This window comes from Pseudomonas reactans (assembly GCF_013387025.1).
In the GTDB taxonomy this organism is placed as follows: Bacteria; Pseudomonadota; Gammaproteobacteria; order Pseudomonadales; family Pseudomonadaceae; genus Aquipseudomonas; species Aquipseudomonas reactans.
The window spans coordinates 1-19,622 of record NZ_JACAQP010000032.1; the positions used below are offsets into that span (position 1 = coordinate 1).

The 19,622-nt window shown below is 62.1% G+C and carries 19 protein-coding genes; 15 read left to right on the forward strand and 4 right to left on the reverse strand.

Annotation, left to right across the window (positions count from 1 at the left end):
• Nucleotides 1–176: 176 nt before the first annotated feature.
• The 4 genes from HX793_RS24565 (at nucleotide 177) to HX793_RS24580 (ending at nucleotide 5,857) form a co-directional block, all read left to right on the forward strand.
• On the forward strand, nucleotides 177–617 hold the full coding sequence (locus HX793_RS24565; RefSeq protein WP_177049174.1) for a GNAT family N-acetyltransferase: 441 nt from the start codon (nucleotides 177–179) through the stop codon (nucleotides 615–617).
• Nucleotides 614–1,207, forward strand: coding sequence for an FMN-dependent NADH-azoreductase (locus HX793_RS24570; protein WP_177049172.1), 594 nt, complete (start codon nucleotides 614–616; stop codon nucleotides 1,205–1,207). The genes HX793_RS24565 and HX793_RS24570 overlap by 4 nt, the downstream gene beginning before the upstream one ends.
• Nucleotides 1,208–1,267: 60 nt before the next feature.
• Nucleotides 1,268–2,419: a MalY/PatB family protein gene (locus tag HX793_RS24575; RefSeq protein WP_177094816.1), complete on the forward strand. Its 1,152-nt coding sequence runs from the start codon at nucleotides 1,268–1,270 to the stop codon at nucleotides 2,417–2,419.
• Nucleotides 2,420–2,506: 87 nt separating this feature from the next.
• Entirely contained in the window at nucleotides 2,507–5,857 is a 3,351-nt protein-coding gene (locus HX793_RS24580) for a hypothetical protein (protein WP_177060177.1), read from the forward strand.
• Nucleotides 5,858–5,972: 115 nt separating this feature from the next.
• Here HX793_RS24580 and HX793_RS24585 read toward each other — a convergent pair whose 3' ends face one another.
• Entirely contained in the window at nucleotides 5,973–6,188 is a 216-nt protein-coding gene (locus HX793_RS24585; RefSeq protein ID WP_003173733.1) for a TOBE domain-containing protein, read from the reverse strand.
• A 318-nt stretch (nucleotides 6,189–6,506) separates the two neighbouring features.
• Here HX793_RS24585 and HX793_RS24590 point away from each other — a divergent pair, with 318 nt between their 5' ends.
• The 3 genes from HX793_RS24590 to HX793_RS24600 are packed head-to-tail and all read left to right on the forward strand — an operon-like array spanning nucleotide 6,507 to nucleotide 9,008.
• A complete protein-coding gene (locus HX793_RS24590; protein ID WP_177049166.1) occupies nucleotides 6,507–7,463 on the forward strand; it encodes an aliphatic sulfonate ABC transporter substrate-binding protein in 957 nt (318 codons plus the stop codon).
• A gap of 10 nt (nucleotides 7,464–7,473) precedes the next feature.
• A complete protein-coding gene (locus tag HX793_RS24595; protein WP_016979599.1) occupies nucleotides 7,474–8,295 on the forward strand; it encodes an ABC transporter permease in 822 nt (273 codons plus the stop codon).
• On the forward strand, nucleotides 8,292–9,008 hold the full coding sequence (locus HX793_RS24600) for an ABC transporter ATP-binding protein (protein WP_177060179.1): 717 nt from the start codon (nucleotides 8,292–8,294) through the stop codon (nucleotides 9,006–9,008). Before HX793_RS24595 ends, HX793_RS24600 begins: the two co-directional genes overlap by 4 nt.
• On the opposite strand, the gene HX793_RS24605 is transcribed toward HX793_RS24600, so the two are convergent.
• From HX793_RS24605 to HX793_RS24615, 3 genes are all read right to left on the reverse strand, one after another.
• Complete coding sequence (locus HX793_RS24605; protein WP_177094814.1) at nucleotides 9,005–9,922, reverse strand: FecR domain-containing protein; 918 nt, start codon at nucleotides 9,920–9,922, stop codon at nucleotides 9,005–9,007. The two genes, HX793_RS24600 and HX793_RS24605, sit on opposite strands and share 4 nt — an antisense overlap.
• Nucleotides 9,919–10,437, reverse strand: a complete 519-nt coding sequence (locus tag HX793_RS24610) for a sigma-70 family RNA polymerase sigma factor (protein ID WP_177094812.1) — start codon at nucleotides 10,435–10,437, stop codon at nucleotides 9,919–9,921. Before HX793_RS24610 ends, HX793_RS24605 begins: the two co-directional genes overlap by 4 nt.
• A gap of 91 nt (nucleotides 10,438–10,528) precedes the next feature.
• On the reverse strand, nucleotides 10,529–11,470 hold the full coding sequence (locus HX793_RS24615; RefSeq protein ID WP_061436758.1) for a LysR family transcriptional regulator: 942 nt from the start codon (nucleotides 11,468–11,470) through the stop codon (nucleotides 10,529–10,531).
• Nucleotides 11,471–11,586: 116 nt separating this feature from the next.
• Here HX793_RS24615 and HX793_RS24620 point away from each other — a divergent pair, with 116 nt between their 5' ends.
• The 8 genes from HX793_RS24620 to lra1 all read left to right on the forward strand — a co-directional run bounded on the left by HX793_RS24620 (nucleotide 11,587) and on the right by lra1 (nucleotide 19,504).
• Nucleotides 11,587–12,882 carry an MFS transporter gene (locus HX793_RS24620; RefSeq protein ID WP_177005408.1) on the forward strand — a complete coding sequence of 432 codons (1,296 nt, stop codon included), beginning with the start codon at nucleotides 11,587–11,589 and terminating at the stop codon, nucleotides 12,880–12,882.
• Between the two features lie 16 nt (nucleotides 12,883–12,898).
• A complete protein-coding gene (gene rhmD / locus HX793_RS24625) occupies nucleotides 12,899–14,083 on the forward strand; it encodes an L-rhamnonate dehydratase (RefSeq protein WP_177094810.1) in 1,185 nt (394 codons plus the stop codon).
• Between the two features lie 10 nt (nucleotides 14,084–14,093).
• Nucleotides 14,094–14,894: an HpcH/HpaI aldolase family protein gene (locus HX793_RS24630; protein ID WP_177094808.1), complete on the forward strand. Its 801-nt coding sequence runs from the start codon at nucleotides 14,094–14,096 to the stop codon at nucleotides 14,892–14,894.
• Between the two features lie 11 nt (nucleotides 14,895–14,905).
• A complete protein-coding gene (gene aldA / locus HX793_RS24635; protein ID WP_177094806.1) occupies nucleotides 14,906–16,339 on the forward strand; it encodes an aldehyde dehydrogenase in 1,434 nt (477 codons plus the stop codon).
• A 70-nt stretch (nucleotides 16,340–16,409) separates the two neighbouring features.
• Nucleotides 16,410–17,285 carry an amidohydrolase family protein gene (locus tag HX793_RS24640; RefSeq protein ID WP_177094804.1) on the forward strand — a complete coding sequence of 292 codons (876 nt, stop codon included), beginning with the start codon at nucleotides 16,410–16,412 and terminating at the stop codon, nucleotides 17,283–17,285.
• A complete protein-coding gene (gene rhaM, locus HX793_RS24645) occupies nucleotides 17,285–17,605 on the forward strand; it encodes an L-rhamnose mutarotase (protein WP_177094802.1) in 321 nt (106 codons plus the stop codon). The genes HX793_RS24640 and rhaM overlap by 1 nt, the downstream gene beginning before the upstream one ends.
• A gap of 40 nt (nucleotides 17,606–17,645) precedes the next feature.
• Complete coding sequence (rhaT, locus tag HX793_RS24650; protein ID WP_177060184.1) at nucleotides 17,646–18,704, forward strand: L-rhamnose/proton symporter RhaT; 1,059 nt, start codon at nucleotides 17,646–17,648, stop codon at nucleotides 18,702–18,704.
• Between the two features lie 29 nt (nucleotides 18,705–18,733).
• Nucleotides 18,734–19,504 (forward strand): L-rhamnose 1-dehydrogenase Lra1, encoded by a 771-nt coding sequence (gene lra1, locus HX793_RS24655; protein WP_177005402.1) that lies wholly within the window; start codon nucleotides 18,734–18,736, stop codon nucleotides 19,502–19,504.
• Nucleotides 19,505–19,622: the final 118 nt, after the last annotated feature.

Consider the following 19,622-nt stretch of genomic DNA (forward strand, 5'->3'; position numbering starts at 1 on the left):
AGAGCCCTTTGGTTACTTTGGGGCTTTTCCAAAGTGACCCGCCGTAAGGGCGGAACCTTAAGCCGCCGTTACCCAAATATCGGATATGCCCCAACCCAAATGTCCAATCATGCCCCTGTCCCACCTCAGCCATACCCACAACAATGGCATACCCCTCACCACACAAAGCCCCCACCATGAATGACCACATCGAATTCACCTACCTGGAAACCGAAGCCGACCTCATCGCCAGCTTCCCAGTCATGCACCAACTACGCCCCCACCTCACCGACGCCCCAGCATTCGCCGAACAAATCCACCGCCAACGGCAAAACGGCTATCACCTGCTCGCAGCAAAAGAGCACGGCAAGGTAATCGGCCTGGCCGGCTATCGGCTAACCGAAAACACCCTGTACGGCCGCTTCATCTACGTAGACGACCTGGTCGTAGACGCCACGCAACAAAGGCGCCGCCTGGGCGAACACCTGCTGGACCGCGTACGCGAAGAAACCCGCGCCCGCGGCTACCGCTGGCTGGTACTGGACACCGGCATGCACATGGCCCTGGCCCAGCGCTTCTATTTCCGCCAGGGCCTGTTGCCCCTGGGCATGCACTTTTCCCAGGACCTGAACCAATGACCCGCACCCTGCTCCTCAGCTTCAGCCCCCACGGCAAAGCCGCGCAGACCTTCAAACTGGCCCGCGCCTTCTTGCGCGACCTGGTCCCCGACGCCGAGGTAACCGAGCGTGACTATGGCAGCCAGGCACTGCCGCCCCTGACCCGTGAATATGCCAACGCGCTGACCACCCCCGGCGGACTCAGCGGCAGCGCCACGACACTCTCGGAACAATTGATTGTGGAATTGGAAGCCTGTGATCTGCTGATCCTGTGCACCCCCGTACACAATTTCACCGTGCCGGCGGCGCTCAAGGCCTGGATCGATCATGTGGTGCGCATCCAGCGCAGTTTTACCGTGAATGAACAGTTCGCCAAAGTCGGCTTACTGCAGGACCGGCGTACCTTTGTGCTGGTCAGTTCAGGTAACGCCCGCAAGGGCCATGAGCCGGACTTCCTGACCCCGTACATGAGCACCATCCTGTCGACGGTGGGCATTCACTCGGTGGATTTCGTCTACCTGCCGGCCATGGTGCGCGGTGAAGAAGCGGTCAACCGCGCCCTGGAACAGGCGCACCGGCAACTCGCGGCGGCAATCAGCTCTGGCCTATAAAAATAATGGCGCTAGAATCAGCGCCATTCTTGCGCCTGACTTCCTGATACGAGCCCCCCCATGAGCTTTGATTTCGACACGATCCACCCCCGCCTCGGCACCGGCAGCACCAAGTGGAACCGTTACCCGCAAAACGTGTTGCCGATGTGGATCGCCGACATGGACATCGCCGCCCCGCCCGCCGTCCTGCAAGCCCTGCACGCGCGCCTCGACCAGCAGGTGCTGGGCTACAGCGTCGCCGGGCCAGATGTGCGCGAGGCGATCATCGCCGACCTGTGGGCCAAGTACGCTTGGCGCGTTCAGCCGGATGAACTGCTGTTTCTGCCCGGCGTCGAGCCCGGCTTTAATATGGCGCTGCACGCGTTTGTAAAACCGGGCCAGGCCGTGGTGCTGCAAACCCCCAACTACCGGCCGATTCGCCTGGCGCCCGGCCACTGGAACCTGACGCGCATCGAAGTGCCCTTCGAGCTGATCAACGGCGAATACCTCACGCCAATGCCTGCGATGCGCCAGGCGCTGACCGGCGCGGGTGCGCTGTTGCTGAGCAACCCGCACAACCCCATGGGCAAAGTCTTCCCACGCGAAGAACTGCTGGCCGTGGCCAACGCCTGCCTGGAACACGGCGCGCTGATCATCTCCGACGAGATCCATGCCGAACTGTGCTTCGACGGCCGTCGCCACATTCCCACCGCCAGCCTCAGCCCCGAGATTGCCCAGCGCACCATTACCCTGATGTCGGCGAGCAAGGCCTACAACGTTGCTGGCCTGAAGACCTGCTTCGCGGTGATCCAGAACGCCGAGATCCGCGAGCGCTTCAACAATGCCCGTTGCGGCATGGTCGACAGCGTCAGCCCGCTGGGCCTGGAAGCCACCCGCGCAGCCTACAGCCAGTGCAGTGATTGGCTCGACGCACTGGTGCAGTACCTGCAAAGCAACCGTGACTACCTGCTCGACGCCGTGCAAACCCGCCTGCCTGGCGTGGTCATGCATGCACCACAAGGCACCTACCTGGCCTGGCTGGATTGCAGCGCCCTGGGCCTGGATGACCCACAGCAGTTTTTCCTGGAGCAGGCCAAGGTCGGCTTGAGCGCCGGGATCGAGTTTGGTGACGACAGCCAGCAATTCGTGCGCCTGAACTTCGGCTGCCCACGGGCCATGCTGGAAGAAGGCCTGCAACGCATGGAGCGCGCGCTGCGCAACCGTCAGGCCTAATTCACAACTTTTCGCAACGAGTGCCGAACCCCTGCTGTTACTGTTTTTGCCGACCGCCACAACCGGCTACAGCAGGAGTTCCATGGCATGACGACCCAGCCCCTCGATCGCTCGTCCGACCCCAAAGCCCTTCCCCGCACGCCGCCCAAGTCCGGCGCGCCGTTCCATGTGCTGCTCAAGAACAGCGCCAATAACAAGAAGGTAGAGGCCCACGACAAGACGCCGTCCGGGTTGGATGCCAGCAAGAAAGACGGTTATGAACTGGCCGCCAAGGATGCAACACCACCTCCCGCCCTCGCCGACTACAAGGCCATCGGCCCACCCGATGAAGTCGGCCCGGGGTTGATTCGTTATGAGACCCAGGACGGCAAGAAAGTCATCGTCAGCGAACAGGACAGCCCCGAGCTGTTCAAGCAGGTCAGTACCGACTTCAAGTCCCTCTCCGGCGTGGTCGCCAGCCAGAATGCCGGCTACCAGAGCCTCGGCGCCGACGGCAGCGCCCCGGCGAAACTCGCCGACTACAAATCACTCGGCCCACCCGATGAAACCGGCCCGGGCGTGATCCGCTACGAGACCCAGGACGGCACCAAGGTCGTCATCAGCCAGCGCGACAACCCCGAAGCGTTCCAGAAAGCCAAGGACGCCTATGCCAGCTTCACCGGCCTGTCCAGCAGCGAAGACGCCGGCTACAAGCGCGCCAGCGACAATGAAGTGTGGCCACCCTACGGCGGCACGGCGGTTGGCCCGGTCGATGAAGTCGGCCCAGGCCTGATCCGCTTCGAAAGCAACGGCCAGAAGATGGTGGTGGCCCGCGACGACAACCCCAAGCTGTTCGACTACCTGGCCGGCCTGCATGAGGTCTATACCGACCCCGGCAAGAAAGCCGTGGTGGAAGGCGAGCTGAACAACGGCGCGGTGCTGGCCGACGCCAATACGCCAGTGCCGGGCCTCAACGATTACAAGAATTTCAACTGGAACAACGACCAGAAAGACAACATCCTCACTTATGAACTGCATGACGGCACCAAGGTGGTGGTCTCGGCCGACGTCAGCCCCGAGCTGTTCAAGAGTGTCGCCACCGCCAATGACACCTGGGCCAAGATCCACACCAGCGAAGGCGAAGGCTACAAGCTGGCCGGGCCGAATGACTTCCTGAAGAACACCGACATCACCTTCGGCTCCCCGGATGAATTGGGCGACGGCCTGATCCGCTACGAAACCAGCGAAGGCAAGGTCATCGTCTCCAAGGAACTCAGCCCGCAGCTCTACGACGATGTGGCGGCAAAATGGGAAGCCTGGAGCGCCAGCTCGGTGGACGACACCCGCGCCAAGCACAACTTGCCCAAGGCCGACGAGCTGGATGTACTCAACCTGGACACCGGCGTGCATGCCGATGAAAAGGACGACAAGTCGCCCACCCTCAGCGTCAGCGAGTTGGCCACCACCCAACTGATCGACACCTACCGCGAAGGCGTGAAAAACGGCTCGATTCCCAAAGACGACCCGCGCGCCAAGCTGGTTCGCGCCCTCGAAGCCCAGGCGGCCTATCAGAACGGCCACGGCATCACCGGCTACGAAGAGGCCAAGCGCCCGTTCAACACCACCTGGCGTGAGTTCGATGACAAGCAGACCGAGCTGACCTCGGCCGACATGCACGACATCATCGACGGCAAGGCCGTGCAAAAGCAGATCGGCGAGCTGTTCAACGACCCGACCGTGCAGGCTGACTACAAGTCGAAAATGGACGAGGCGATCAACAAACTGCCCAACAAGGACGAGATCAAGCAGAAGCTGCTGGACCTCACTTCCAACCCGGATTACGTACTGTACCTCAAGGACCTGCAAAGCCAGGGCAAGACCTACGAGGCGCAGAAAGACCTCAGCGACACCCTCACGTCGTTGTCGCTGTTCGACCCGGAAGCTGCGAGCAAAGCCGCACAGAATATCCAGGCCGACGGTTTGACCACCGACCTCAATGCGATCCTGTCGGACCCGAGCAAGATCTCCGACGAGAACAAAGAACTGGCGACCAAGGACCTGTTCGGCCTGCTCAAAGGCGTGCTCAAGGGCAACGTGCTGGACTTGCCGCGCCGTACCCAGGAAACCCTGGAGAAATTCCTCAACGAAGGCCTGCAAGGCAAGGAAAAATCCGCCGCCGTCACCAAGGCCTTGGAAGAACTGGGCGCCGTCTACCAGAAAAACGGCGCGATCAGCGAAGCCGACCTGAAAACCGCCTTGAGCAAACCCTATATCCCGGTGGCCGATCGCGGCATGCTCGGCGAGGTGTTCAACACCCTCAACAGCAAGGGCATTCTCGGTTCCCTGGGTGCCGGTGTGAGTCTGTTCTCCGGGATTTACCAACTGGTGGGCAAAGGCGGCAAGCTCGGTGAAACCCCGGCGCAGCGCATGACCATCGCCAAGGACTTCCTGAGCTTTGCCGGCGGCTCCAGCCACTTCGTGCGCCTGGGCGACAAGATCGGTGAAACCCTGGGCAAAGGCGGCCTGGTGGACTTCCTGGGGCTGGACAAGACCCTGCCGGAAATCTGGGGCAAGACCGGCATGCAGGAGCCGAACTTCGAGTTCCGCGTCAGCGAATTGCCCTCCGAGGTCAAATCCAAGATCGCCACCGCCCTCGATGCCGTGCCGGACAGCCAGTACGACGGCATCGCCAAGATGTTCGGCGACGGCGACAAGGCCGTCACCGAGGCCACCGAAGGCTTGGCCACGCACCTGGATGACGGCCTGGCGGCTGCCGGTGCGGCCAAGCTGGGCGCGTCCAAATCGGCGAAGATCGCCGGTTCCGTGATCAAGGTGCTCGGCCCCGCCACGGACATTGCTGGCGGCTTTGCCGACATCGTGTTGGGTGCGCTGGCGATCAAGAGCGGCGTGAAGGATAAGGATCCCCTGGCCCAGGCGGCCGGTGGCCTGCAAGTGGCCGGCGGTGCATTCGGTGCCTCGGCGGGCGTGCTGGGGGCTGCGGCGCTGTTTGGCGCGGGCACGGCGGCGGCGTTGACCGGGCCGTTGTTCCTGGTGGGTGTGGTGTTGGCGGTGGTCGGCGGGATCATTGGCTACTTCGTCGACCACAACAAAAAGCAGAAGGCTACCGAAAAGGAAAACGACTGGTACCGCGACCTGGCCGGCGACGGTTTATTGCAGGACAACTGGGCTGACAAGGTCGAATACGCCCACTACGAGATCCACCATTACGGTGGCCGTGACGCGCCGACCGATGACAGCATCTTCCGCTTCCAGCAGTCGGAATGGGAACACTTCGACGAGACCCCGCAAAAAGGCGGCTCGTCGAGCAATCGGCTGGATGGGGGCTTGCACAAGGATTACAAAGATCCGAACGAGAAACCGAAAAGTCTACCCACCGATGCCCCGCCGGAAAGACCGCAGCCTCATCCACCCGGCGGTTCAGGCCCGAAAATAGCCTGACGGCTCGCCCCCCGTTGTAGGAGCCGGCTTGCCGGCGATGAGGCCAGCAGGATCAACGTTGATCTTGCGGCCGCCATCGCCGGCAAGCCGGCTCCTACAGGGGGTGTGCGGGGTTTTAGAGTTTGGCAATGGACACTTCGGTGGACTTCACAAACGCAATCACCTCACTGCCCACCTTCAATTCCAGGTCACGCACCGAACGGGTGGTGATCACCGAAGTGACAATGCCGGACGCGGTCTGCACGTCGATTTCCGACACCACTTCCCCCAGCAGGATTTCCTTGATCACGCCCTTGAACTGGTTGCGCACGTTGATCGCTTTAATGGTCATGTCGGCTTTCCTTTTGGCTGTTGGGTCAATCCGCACGAATGCGCAGGCCCTTAAAATGCGCCATCGCTCAGAACATTAAAAGGAATATATAACTCTTTATTTATTCGATACAGATATATATGAACTGTTGCCCAGCCAACAGCGCTTCAACAATCTGCCTTCTCCCACCACAGCTCAACGCTTCCTGAACCCCGGAAACACGCCTCCAAAGCACATGGCACAGAGACTGCATATTCCTATAAAGCATGATGGAACATGCAAACCAAATTTTCTGAATATAAGAAAAGCCTTCTCTCAACGCCTTGCCGGAGCTGTTCCATGAAAGCCTTCACCCAACGCCTATTCAGCGCCTGCACCCTCGCGCTGTGCCTGCAACCCCTGGCCCAAGCCGCCGACACCGACCCCGCCGAAGTCAACCTCGACTACGCCTATTACTCGCCCGTCAGCCTGGTGCTCAAGCACTTCGGCTGGCTGGAACAAGCCTTGCCGCAATCCAAAGTGGGCTGGGTATTGAGCCAAGGCAGCAACCGCTCGCTGGAATACCTCAACAGTGGCGGCGTGGACTTTGCCTCGTCGGCCAGCCTGTCGGCAGTATTGAGTCGCGCCAACGGCAGCCCGATCAAATCGGTGTATGTGTATAGCCGCGCCGAATGGACCGCGTTGGTGGTGCGCAAAGACTCGCCGCTCAACAGCGTCACCGACCTCAAGGGCAAGAAAATCGCCGCCACCAAAGGCACCGACCCGTACCTCTTCACCCTGCGCAGCCTGCAACAGGCCGGGCTGAAAAAGGACGACGTGGAACTGGTGCACCTGCAACATCCGGACGGCCGCACTGCGCTGGAAAAAGGTGACGTGGACGCCTGGGCGGGTCTCGACCCGCACATGGCCGCCAGTGAAATCCAGGCCAGTTCGCGCCTGCTGTACCGCAATAAAGACTTCAACAGCTACGGCGTGGTCAGCGTCACCGAGAAGTTCGCCAAGGCGCATCCGCAGACCATCACCAAGGTACTCGGCGCCTATGAAAAGGCACGGGATTGGGCAGTGAAACACCCGGATGAATTCGCCAAGCTGCTGGCCGACGAGTCCGGCCTGCCGCTGGAAGTGGCCAAGCTGCAACTCTCGCGCACCGACCTGAGCACGCCGTTCCTGAGCAGCAAGGATGTGGTGGCGTCCAAGGCGGCCGCGCCGATCCTGGTGTCGGAAGAACTGGTGCGCAAAGGCGTGAACGTGGACCAGGTGATCGACCAGTTGATCGACACTTCGTTCGGCCATTAAGGAGCCCGTGATGACCAGCAAAACCCAAGCATTGCCCCTTGCCGCACCGGTGGTGATCAACCGCAGTGCCTGGCCAAGGCGGCTCAAGGGCCTGGTGTTGCCGGTGCTGATCTTGCTGGTGCTGGAGGTGGTGGTGCGCGTGGGTTGGCTGCCGTCGTACCAGATGCCGGCACCCAGCGAGATCGCCGTGACCCTCACCGACCTGGCCGAAGGCGCATTGTGGAAGCACATCAGCGCCAGTCTGGGCCGGGTGCTGCTGGGCTTCGCCATTGGCGCCAGCCTCGCCCTGGTGTTTGCCGCCTGGGTCGGTTTGAGCCGCGAGGCGGAGGCCTACCTCGAACCGACGTTTGCCGGGCTGCGTTCGATCCCGAGCCTGGCTTGGGTACCGCTGTTGCTGCTGTGGCTGGGCATCGACGAAACCTCGAAGATCGTGCTGATCGCGATTGGCGCGTTTTTCCCGGTGTACCTCAATGGCGTCGCGGCCATCCGCGATATCGACCGCAAGCTGGTGGAAGTCGGGCAGATGTACGGTTTCAGCCGGCGGCGGCTGGTGCGTCGGATCCTGCTGCCCGCCGCCCTGCCCGGCCTGTTCACCGGTCTGCGCAGTGGCTTGAGCCTGGCCTGGATGTTTCTGGTGGCGGCCGAACTGATTGCGGCTACCAAGGGCTTGGGTTACCTGCTCAGTGATGGGCGGGAGACTTCGCGGCCGGATATCGTGCTGGCGGCGATTATCGTATTGGCGCTGTTGGGCAAGGTCAGCGATGGCCTGCTCGCAGCACTGGAAACGCGTTGCCTGGCCTGGCGCGATACCTTCCAGGGAGCCGGCCAATGAGCGTGCAACCGCTGTTGGATATTCATGTCGCGCGTAAAAGCTTTGCCAGCACCACCGTGTTGAAAGACGTGCGTTTGGCGTTGAAACCACAGGAGACCGTGAGCCTGCTCGGCCCCAGCGGCTGCGGCAAAAGCACGCTGCTGCGCATCGTCGCCGGCCTGGAACAGGACTTCCAGGGCGAACTGCGCAGCCCCGATGGCGAAGTGGCCTTTGTGTTCCAGGAGCCACGGTTGATGCCCTGGCTCACGGTGGAACAGAACATCGGCTTCAGCGATGACAGCCACTACGACAAGGCCTGGGTCACGCAGTTGATCGAGGAAGTCGGCCTCAAGGGCTTTGCCCAGGCGCTGCCCAAGGCGTTGTCCGGCGGCATGGCGCAACGGGTGGCCATTGCGCGGGGGTTGTATTCACGGCCACAGGTGTTGCTGCTGGATGAGCCGTTCAGTGCAGTGGATGCATTTACCCGCATGAAGCTGCAGGATTTGCTGCTGCAACTGGCCGAACATCATGCCATCGCCTTGTTGCTGGTGACCCATGATGTGGACGAGGCGCTGTACCTGAGTGATCGGGTGCTGGTGATGGACAACCGGCCGAGCAGCATTCGCCAGGAATTGGCGGTGAACCTGCCGCACCCGCGTGACCGGCGTGATCCGTTGCTGGCGCAGCTCAAGGCGCAATCCTTGACTGAGTTGCAGCGTGCCCATGTGATCTAGACGACCTTGCGCAAGGTCACCCAATACCGCGTCCGCGCCTGCACCTCGAGCCCCAGGGTCGAGGCCAGCAGGTTAAGGATGCGGTCGGTGTCGTCCAGGCGGAAACTGCCGGTGACCCGCAACGACTCCAGGCTCGGCTCCCAGCGCAACACGCCCGGCCGATAACGTTCCAACTCCCGCAGGAAGTCGCCCAGCGCCTGGTTCTGCGCAGTCAACACACCGTCGCGCCAGCCCAATTGCAACACATCGAATGGCACCCAGGCCCCTAGCCCGCTGGCGTTGAGCGGCGCTTGCTGCCCTCCCTGCAAGCTCGCCATCTGCCCGCTCAAATCACGCACCTGCACGGATCCCTTGAGCACCGACACCCTACAACCGGCGGGCAGTTGCCGCACACACACCTCGGCCTGGCTGACCCTCAACTCGCCGTAGCGCGTCTGCACGGTCATCGGTGTGGCGCCGGGTACATTCAACGCCAACTCGCCGTCGACCAGCGTGATGCGTCGCTGCGCCAGGTCCACGTCCACCGCCGTCGCGGTATTGAGCTGCAAGCTGCCGCCATCGGCCAAGGACATGCGTTTGCGCTCGCCGGTGGCGGTGTGCAAGTCGGCGCGCCAGGTCTCGATGGGCAATTGGCGGCTGACCAACCACGCGGTCGGCACCAGTGCAGCGATACCCAGCGCACGCTTGAGCACGGCACGGCGTCCCGGTTGCGGACGGTCGAGACTGGCCATCGCCAAGGCCTGGGGCAAGTCGCTGAAACGCTGGCGCAGGGTCTGGGCTTTTTGCCAGGTCTGTTCATGCTGGGGGTGGCTGTCACGCCAATGCTGCAACGCGGCGTGATCACGCTCGGTGGCTGCGCCGGATTCCAGCAGCGCCAACCATTGCGCGGCGGCGCGGGCGACGTCGCGGCTCACAGGTCCACCAGCAGGCAGTGTTCGTAGGCCTGGGCCATGTAGCGTTTGACCGTGCGCTCCGACACGTCGAGGCGCTGGGCAATCTCCCGGTAACCCAGCCCTTCCAGTTGGCTCCACAGGAAGGCGCGGCGGACCAGCACCGGCAAGCCATCCAGCAATTCATCCAGAGCTTGCAGGGTCTCCAGCACCAACCAACGCTGTTCGGGCGACGGCACGCAGGCTTCAGGGAGACTCGCCAAGGCCTTCAGATAGGCCTGTTCAAGGCTGCGCCGCTGATGAAAATTCACCAACAGGCGCTTGCCGACGGTGACCAGATAGGCACGCGGCTCCTGCATCTGCGCAATCGGCTGGGCGCTGGCGAGCACCCGCAAGAACGTATCCTGGCTCAGGTCAGCCGCATCCCAGGCATTGCCCAGGCGCCGACGCAACCAGCTTTCCAGCCAGCTACGGTGGTCACGGTACAGGCTCGACAGCGTCAGTTCGGGGGCGTGGGTCGGAACAACAGCATCATTCATGGCAAGCGACCTGCGCGGCGCGAGTGAGTCTCAAATGAGATTTATTCTATTTAATATCGTACCGACGCACCATGCCCTTTACACATCACGTTCAAAGCATCGCGGCCTTCTGCCGCAACAAGTCGATAAACAACCCCAGTTCACGGCTCACCACTTCGCCTTTGCGCAACAACATGCCAAACGGCGCCAGTCGCACGTCGAGGGCCACCGGCAGCGCCACCACCAGGCCCATTTTCAGGTAATCACGCAGTGCGCTTTCGGACAGCACCATCACGGCGTCGGTCAGCTGGATCAACTGCTGCATGGAGTACACCGAGCTGCACTCGATGATGTCCGCCGGGCTGGGCAGCGCCAAATCCTGCAGCGCCTGGTCGAAGCCGATGCGCGCAGGGCTGGTTTGCGGTTGCAGGATCCACGGCCAGTCGCGCACCAGTTCATCCAGCATCAACTGCTCACGCTGGGCCAGGGGGTGGCCGGCGTGCACCACCACCAGCAAGCGTTCGTTGCCCAGGGGTTCGAAGCTGTAGTGCTCGTTGTCGGTGGCAGCATTGCGGCGCGAGATAGCCAGGTCGATGCGTCCCTGTTCAAGCAACTGGATCACTTGGTCACTGGTGTCACCCATGATGCGGATACGCAGTTGCGGGTTCAGCGATTTGATCTGCGCGATGGAGTCCATCACCAGGTCCGGTGCGGCGCCCATGATGGTGCCAATCGACAGGTAGCCATAACCGCCCTGCTGTCGTGCCATCAAGTCTTCGGCACACCGGTCCAGGCCGCTCAGGGCGGATTCGGCAAAACGGATCAACTCCTGCCCGAGCGCCGTGGGGCGCATGCCCCTCGGCAACCGCTCAAACAGATCACAGGCAAACATGTCCTCGATCTCACGCAGCATGCGCGTGGCGGCAGGCTGCGACATGTTCAGCGCCTGTGACGCACGGTGCAGGTTCTGGCTGGAGCTCAGCGCAACGAGCATATGCAGATGCTTGTAGCGCAGGCGGTTGAACAGGCTGGGAGAGATCGCGGGACTGCGCATTTTTATCCTTGTTATCGATACCCTGAGGTTATCACTTGTAAGCGAGATTCGATTTGTAGCGCATTGCTCGGCGGCCGTACAGTCCGTCCCATAAGAACAAAACATCGGACGCCACTATGAAAACCCTCCCAGCGCCCCTGCTCGCCAAGATTTCCTGGCGACTGCTGCCCTTCCTGCTGTTGATGTACATCATGGCCTTTCTCGACCGTGCCAATGTCGGGTTTGCCAAACAAGCTTTCCAGGCCGACACCGGTCTAAGCGACGCCGCCTTTGCGTTTGGCGCTGGCGTGTTCTTTGTCGGCTACGCGCTGCTGGAAGTGCCGAGCAACCTGATCCTGCACCGTGTCGGCGCCCGCCTGTGGATGTGCCGCATCATGGTCAGTTGGGGCCTGATCTCGGCTGCCATGGTCTTTGCGCACAACGAAACCAGCTTTTATGTGCTGCGTTTTTTACTCGGCGTGGCCGAAGCCGGATTTTTCCCCGGCGTCATTCTTTACCTCACCTACTGGTTCCCCCAGGCCGTGCGCGGCAAGGCCATGGGTTTCTTCTATTTCGGTGCGCCGCTGGCCTTCATCTTCGGTAGCCCGTTGTCCGGTTTGCTGCTGGAAATGGATGGGTTTGGCGGCATACACGGCTGGCAGTGGCTGTTCGCTGTGGAAGGCCTGATGGCAACTGCAGTGGGCATCTGGGCCTACTGGTATCTGGACAATCGCCCCGCCGACGCCAAGTGGCTGACCCCGGCTGAGCGTGAGCAAGTGCAGAGCCTGCTGGATCAGGAAGACCAGCACAAAACCTCCCACGGTCGCAGCCTGCTCACCGTGCTGTGCCAACCCTCGGTGTTGTACTTGTGCCTGGTGTACCTGCTGATCCAGGCCAGCGTCTACGGCGTGGTGTTTTACCTGCCGACCCAAGTGGGCGATCTGCTCGGCACCAAGGTCGGCTTGATGGTCGGGCTGGTCTCGGCCATTCCCTGGCTCTGCGCACTGTTTGCAGCTTGGTGGATTCCCAGCTACAGCGACCGTACCGGCCTGCGTCGCCAGACCGCCTGCCTGACCCTGCTGATGGCTGCCGCCGGCATCGCCTGCTCGGTGACCTTCGCCAACCCGCTGCTGGGCATGCTCGCCCTGTGCTTTGCCGCCTCGGGGTTCATCGCGGTGCAACCGGTGTTCTGGACGTTCCCCTCCAGCTACCTGGCCGGCAGCGCCGCTGCGGCCGGCATTGCCTTGATCAACTCGTTCGGCGCCCTCGGTGGCTTCATCGCACCGGTCATCAAGCACTGGGCCGAAGGCGCTTTCAATTCCCCGGCAGCCGGCCTGTACCTGCTGTCCGCCACCACGGTACTGGCTGCATTGCTGGTGCTGGGCATCCATTCACCCGGCCGCACCGCGTCGAAAACGCCGGCCACTGTTTAACGCTAGGAGTCACATCATGGGTCATCTCACCATCAAACACGTCCGCGCCTTTGTACTGCGAGGCGGCGGCGCCGATTACCACGACCAGGCCGATGGGCATTGGATCGACGACCATATTTCCACGCCGATGAGCAAGTACCCCGAGTACCGCCAGAGCCGCCGCAGCTTTGGCATCAACGTGCTCGGCACCCTGGTGGTGGAGATCGAAGCCAGCGACGGCACCGTCGGTTTCGCTGTGACCACTGGCGGTGAACCGGCGGCTTACATTGTCGAGAAGCACCTGGCGCGCTTTCTCGAAGGCGCGCGCGTCACCGACATCGAGAAAATCTGGGACCAGATGTACCAGTCCACCCTCTACTACGGGCGCAAGGGCCTGGTGATCAACACGATTTCCGGCGTCGACCTGGCGTTGTGGGACCTGCTCGGCAAAATCCGCCAGGAACCGGTGCACCAACTGCTCGGCGGTGCGGTGCGTGATGAGTTGCAGTTCTACGCCACCGGCGCGCGCCCGGATCTCGCGCAGAAAATGGGTTTTATCGGCGGCAAAATGCCCCTGCACCACGGCCCCAGCGAAGGCGAAGAAGGCCTGCGCAAGAACCTCGAAGCACTGGCGACCATGCGTGAACGGGTCGGCCCGGACTTCTGGCTGATGCTCGATTGCTGGATGAGCCTGGATTTGAACTACGCCACCAAGCTGGCGATCGGCGCCCATGAGAATGGCCTGAAGTGGATCGAAGAAGCGCTGTCCCCAGACGATTATTGGGGCTATGCCGCCCTGCGCAACAACGTGCCCAAAGGTATGTTGGTGACCACCGGTGAACATGAAGCCACCCGCTGGGGCTTCCGCATGCTGTTGGAAATGGGCTGCTGCGACATCATCCAGCCCGACGTCGGTTGGTGCGGCGGCCTCACCGAACTGGTGAAAATCTCGGCGTTGGCCGATGCGCATAACGCAATGGTCGTGCCCCACGGTTCGTCGGTGTACAGCTATCACTTTGTCGCCACCCGCCATAACAGCCCATTCGCCGAGTTCCTGATGATGGCGCCCAAAGCGGATGAAGTGGTGCCGATGTTCCACCCGCAATTGTTGGGCGAACCGGTGCCGGTAAATGGCCGCATGCGCTTGTCGGCGCTGGACAAGCCGGGCTTCGGCGTTGACCTGAACCCGGACTGCCAACTGCACCGTCCCTACAACCGCTGAGGAACCCGCCATGAACATGCCCCGCAATGGCTTCAAGGCCGCCCTCGCCAAGGACGCCACCCAATACGGCATCTGGGCCGGTTTCGCCACCGGCTACGCTGCCGAGATCGTCGCCAGCCTCGGATATGACTGGATGCTGATCGACGGCGAACATGCTCCCAATACGGTTCCGAGCGTCCTCAACCAGTTGCAGACGGTCGCACCGTACAGCACCGCGCCGGTAGTGCGCGCCGTCAACAGTGACGCCAGCCTGATCAAGCAACTGCTCGATATCGGCGCCCAGACCTTGATGATCCCAATGGTCGAAACCGCCGAACAGGCCCAGGCCCTGGTGCGTGCCATGCGTTACCCGCCCCACGGCATCCGTGGCGTCGGCGGCGGTCTGACCCGTGCCACGCGCTGGGACGGCGTGGACAACTACCTGAACACCGCCCATGAAGAGCTGTGCCTGATCGTGCAAGTGGAATCGCGCCTTGGCGTGGAAAACGTCGCCGCGATTGCCGCCGTAGAAGGCGTTGACGCTGTATTCATCGGCCCCGCCGACATGTCCATCGGCCTGGGTCACGCTGGCAACCCCGGCCATCCGGAGGTTCAGGAGCGCATCAAGCACGCCATCGACGCCACCCTCGCCGCGGGCAAGGTCAGCGGCATCCTGGCGCCCAACGAAGACGATGCACGCCGCTATCAGGCCTGGGGTTGCCGCTTTATCGCGGTGGCCATCGACATCAGCCTGCTGCGCCAGAGTGCCCTGGCCACCCTTGCCCGCTATCGCCCTGCCGCCGAAACGACAGCGCTTTCGCGTACTTATTGAGGAACCTGCCCATGTCATCCGTTCCCGTTTACCAGAACTTCATCAATGGCCGCTTCAGCTCCAGCGAAGCGCACATTGACGTGCTCAACCCGGCCACCGGCGCCTTGTTGTCGAAGGTGCCGGCGTCCACCGCCGCCGAGGTCGACCAGGCCCTGGCCGCCGCACGCCAGGCGCAAAAGACCTGGGCGCGCAAACCCGCTATCGAACGTGCCGGGCACCTGCGCCGCATCGCCGCCAAGCTGCGCGAGAACGTTGCGCACCTGGCGCGCACCATCACCCTGGAACAAGGCAAAGTCAGTGGTTTGGCGGAGGTGGAAGTGAATTTCACCGCCGACTATCTCGACTACATGGCCGAGTGGGCACGACGCATCGAAGGCGAGATCATCACCAGCGACCGTGCCAATGAAAATATCTTCCTGTTCCGCAAGCCGTTGGGCGTGGTGGCCGGCATCCTGCCGTGGAATTTTCCGTTCTTCCTGATCGCGCGCAAAATGGCGCCGGCGCTGCTCACCGGCAACACCATCGTGATCAAGCCCAGCGAAGAAACCCCGAACAACTGCTTCGAGTTCGCCAAGCTCGTCGCCGAAACCGACCTGCCCGCCGGGGTGTTCAACGTGGTCTGCGGCGACGGCCGGGTCGGCGGCGCGCTCACGGCGCACACAGGCGTCGACATGATCAGCTTCACCGGCAGCGTGGCGACCGGCTCGCGGATCATGACGGCCGCCGCACCGAACATCACCAAGCTCAACCTGGAACTGGGCGGCAAGGCACCGGCCATCGTGCTGGCAGATGCCGATCTGGAGCTGGCGGTCAAAGCCATCCGCGATTCGCGCATCATCAACACCGGCCAGGTGTGCAACTGCGCCGAGCGGGTGTACGTGGAGCGCAAGGTTGCCGACCAGTTTATCGAACGCATCAGCGTAGCCATGTCCGCCACCCGCTATGGCGACCCTATCGCCCAGGCCGACGTGGAAATGGGCCCGCTGATCAACCGCCAGGGCCTGGACAGCGTCAACCGCAAAGTACGCACCGCCCTGAGCCAGGGCGCAACGTTGGTCAGCGGCGGGCAGATTGCCGACCTGGGTGCGGGTTTTCACTTCCAGCCGACGGTATTGGCTGGATGCCGCGCCGACATGGAGATCATGCGCGAAGAGATCTTCGGTCCGGTGCTGCCGATCCAGATCGTCGACGACCTCGACGAAGCCATCGCCCTGGCCAACGATTGCGACTACGGCCTGACGTCGTCGATCTACACCCGTGACCTGGGCAAGGCCATGCACGCGGTGCGCGAAATCGACTTTGGTGAAACCTACGTCAACCGTGAAAACTTCGAGGCCATGCAGGGCTTTCATGCCGGCGTGCGCAAATCCGGCATTGGCGGTGCCGACGGCAAGCACGGCCTGTATGAGTACACCCATACCCATGTGGTGTACCTGCACAGCTGAGCTGGTTAATCGGGGCCGGGCGCGCTAGCGTGCTGGCCCCTCCGAATTTGCTTTTGATAAGGACTGCGTCATGCCCCTGACTGCCTACAGCGGCCCGATCATCGACAGCCATTTGCACCTGTTCGACCCACGTCGCCCCGAGGGCATTCCATGGCCTGAACCCGGTAACCGGCTGTATGCCGCGCACCTGCCGGCGGATTACTGGGCCCTGGCCGCGCCGCACAATGTGGTCGGCGCAATTGCCGTGGAAGCCAGCCCGTGGCGCGACGATAACCGCTGGCTGCTCGACACCCTGCGCAGCGAATCGCGCATGCTCGGCTTTGTCGGCAACCTGGATCCGCTGCACGCCGACTTCGCCAACGACCTCGACGCGTTGGTCAATGAGCCGCTGTTTCTCGGCCTGCGCTACGGCAATCTGTGGAATCGCGACCTGCTGCAAGACCAGGCGCGTCCTGGCTTTATCGACGGCCTGCGCCAACTCGCCGCCAGCGGCCGTGGCCTGGACAGCGCCAACCCGAATCCGCGTCTTGTCAAAGGTCTGTTGCAGTTGAGCGACAGGCTGCCCGAGCTGCGCATCATCATCGACCACCTGCCCAACGCCCAGGTGCCATCAGGCGAAGAGGCGGCCTATCACGCGGACCTCCTACGCCTGGCCGAACGCCCGAATGTGTTCGCCAAACTCGCGGAGATTCCCCAGCTCGGCCCTCAAGGCTTGATCACCGACACGACGTTCTACAACGATCGCTTGGCGGTGTTGTGGGAAGCCTTTGGCGAAGACCGCTGCTTTTTCGGCAGCGACTGGCCCAACAGCGATCACCTGGCGGATTTCGCCACCACGCTGGGCCTGGTCAAGCGCTGCATTGCCGCCAAACCCGAGGCTGTACAAGCCAAATTCTTCCTGCACAACGCGGTGCGGATCTACACGCCTAGCCATGGAGCGCCGTGATGCAGACCCGTGCCTTTCGCATGAACCTCAACCCCGGCCAGGCCGATGAATACCGCAAGCGCCACGACGACATCTGGCCCGAACTGGCCCAGGCGCTGCTCGATGCGGGTGTGGTGGATTACCGGATTTTCTTCGATGAACCGGGCAATGCGCTGTTCGCCGTGCTGACCCACGAAAATGTCCACGGCCTGGACGAACTGCCCGGTACAGCACTGATGCAGCGCTGGTGGGCCTACATGCAGGACATCATGCCCAGCCATGCAGACGCCTCACCGATCAGTGTTGACCTGCTGCCCATGTTCCAACTGACGCGCCCCTGATCCAACCGACGCACAACAACAATAAAAAGGATTCGACTACGTGGAAATCATTCTCCTTGGTGTGATTCTGCACTTTATCGGCGGCTTCGCTTCCGGCAGTTTCTACATCCCTTACAAGAAGGTCCGCGGCTGGGCCTGGGAAAGTTATTGGATCACCGGCGGCCTGGTGTCCTGGCTGATCGTGCCGCTGATCGCGGCGCAACTGACGGTGCCTGGCTGGGTGGAAATCCTGCGCAACGCCGACACCAGCACCCTGCTCTGGACCTATCTGTTCGGCGTGTTGTGGGGCATTGGCGGGCTGACATTTGGCCTGACCATGCGCTACCTCGGCTTGTCCCTGGGCATGTCGCTGATCATGGGCCTTACCTCGGCCCTCGGCGCATTGATGCCGGCGCTGTACCGCGACCTCTTCACCACGGAGACCGAAGGTACGCTGACCTCGATGCTGGCTTCGCAAGGCGGGCATTGGGTGTTGTGGGGCGTGGCCGTATCGCTGGTCGGCATTGCAGTGTGCGGCAAGGCCGGGCTGATCAAGGAACGAGAAGTGTCCCAGGCGGTGAAGTTCGCCAGTGTCAGCGAATTCTCCCTGGGCAAGGGCATGCTGGTGGCGGTGATTTCCGGGGTGCTGAGTGCGTGTTTCAGCTACGGCATTTCCGCCGGTCGACCGCTGGCCGCCGCGGCTGTAGAGCACGGCGCCAACAGCCTGTTCCAGAACAACGTGACCTTCATGGTGATCATGTGGGGCGGACTCACCACCAACGGTATCTGGTGCCTGTGGCTGAACTGGCGCAACCGCACCTTCCATAACTACACCGACCGCAGCACCCCGCTGTTGGGCAACTACCTGTTGGTGGCGATTGCCGGCACCCTGTGGTTCCTGCAGTTTTTCTTCTACGGCATGGGCGAAAGCCGCCTGCAGAACGACGCCAGCTCCTGGGTACTGCACATGTCATTCATCATCATCGTGTCCAACTGCTGGGGCCTGTATTTCCGCGAATGGCACGGCACCAGTGCGGCCAACAAAGGCGTGCTGGTGGCGGGTATCGCGGTGATCCTCGGTGCGATTGCCATGGTCGGCTACGGCAATTACCTGGGCTGATGTCGCTTATTTCTTGAAGGAGAGTTTTTATGTTGCTTGCAGACAAAACCGTGATCATCACCGGCGCCTCCCGTGGCATCGGCCGCGCCGCCGCCCGTGAATGTGCGCGCCAGGGGGCCCGCGTGGTCATCGGCCACAGCGGCAGCGGCCAAGGTACGGAGGCTGCGTATTCGTTGATCGAGGAGATCAAGGCCTTCGGCGGCCAGGCCATCGAAGTGGGCGGCGACGCCGCCGACCCGGACACCGGTGACAAGCTGGTGGCCGGCGCAGTGAACGCTTTCGGCAGCGTCGACGTGTTCGTCAACAATGCCGGTATCTGCCCGTTCCACTCGTTCCTCGACATGCCCCGCGAGGTCTACCTGAAAACCGTCAACACCAACCTCAACGGTGCCTATTTCGCCGTACAGGCGGCGGCCAACCAGATGAAAAACCAGGGTCGCGGCGGCGCGATCATCGCCGTCAGCTCCATCAGCGCGTTGGTAGGCGGCGGCATGCAGACCCACTACACACCGACCAAGGCCGGCCTGCATTCGTTGATGCAATCCTGCGCAATTGCCCTGGGACCGTACGGCATTCGCTGCAACTCGGTACTGCCGGGCACCATCGCCACCGACATCAACAAGGACGACCTGGCCGATGAGGAAAAACTCGCCTACATGACCGCGCGCACGCCGCTGGGTCGTCTGGGTGAGCCGGATGATGTGGCCGGGCCCATCGTATTCCTCGCCTCGGACATGGCGCGCTACGTAACCGGCGCGTCGTTGCTGGTGGATGGCGGGTTGTACGTAAACCTGCAGTAACACCCCGCACTCTTACAAACACCACAAATCCACTGTGGGAGCGGGCTTGCCCGGCTCCCACACGGCTCGCGCACGCCTGAAATTTGAGTTTCAACACCCATAAAAACAACAATCCAAG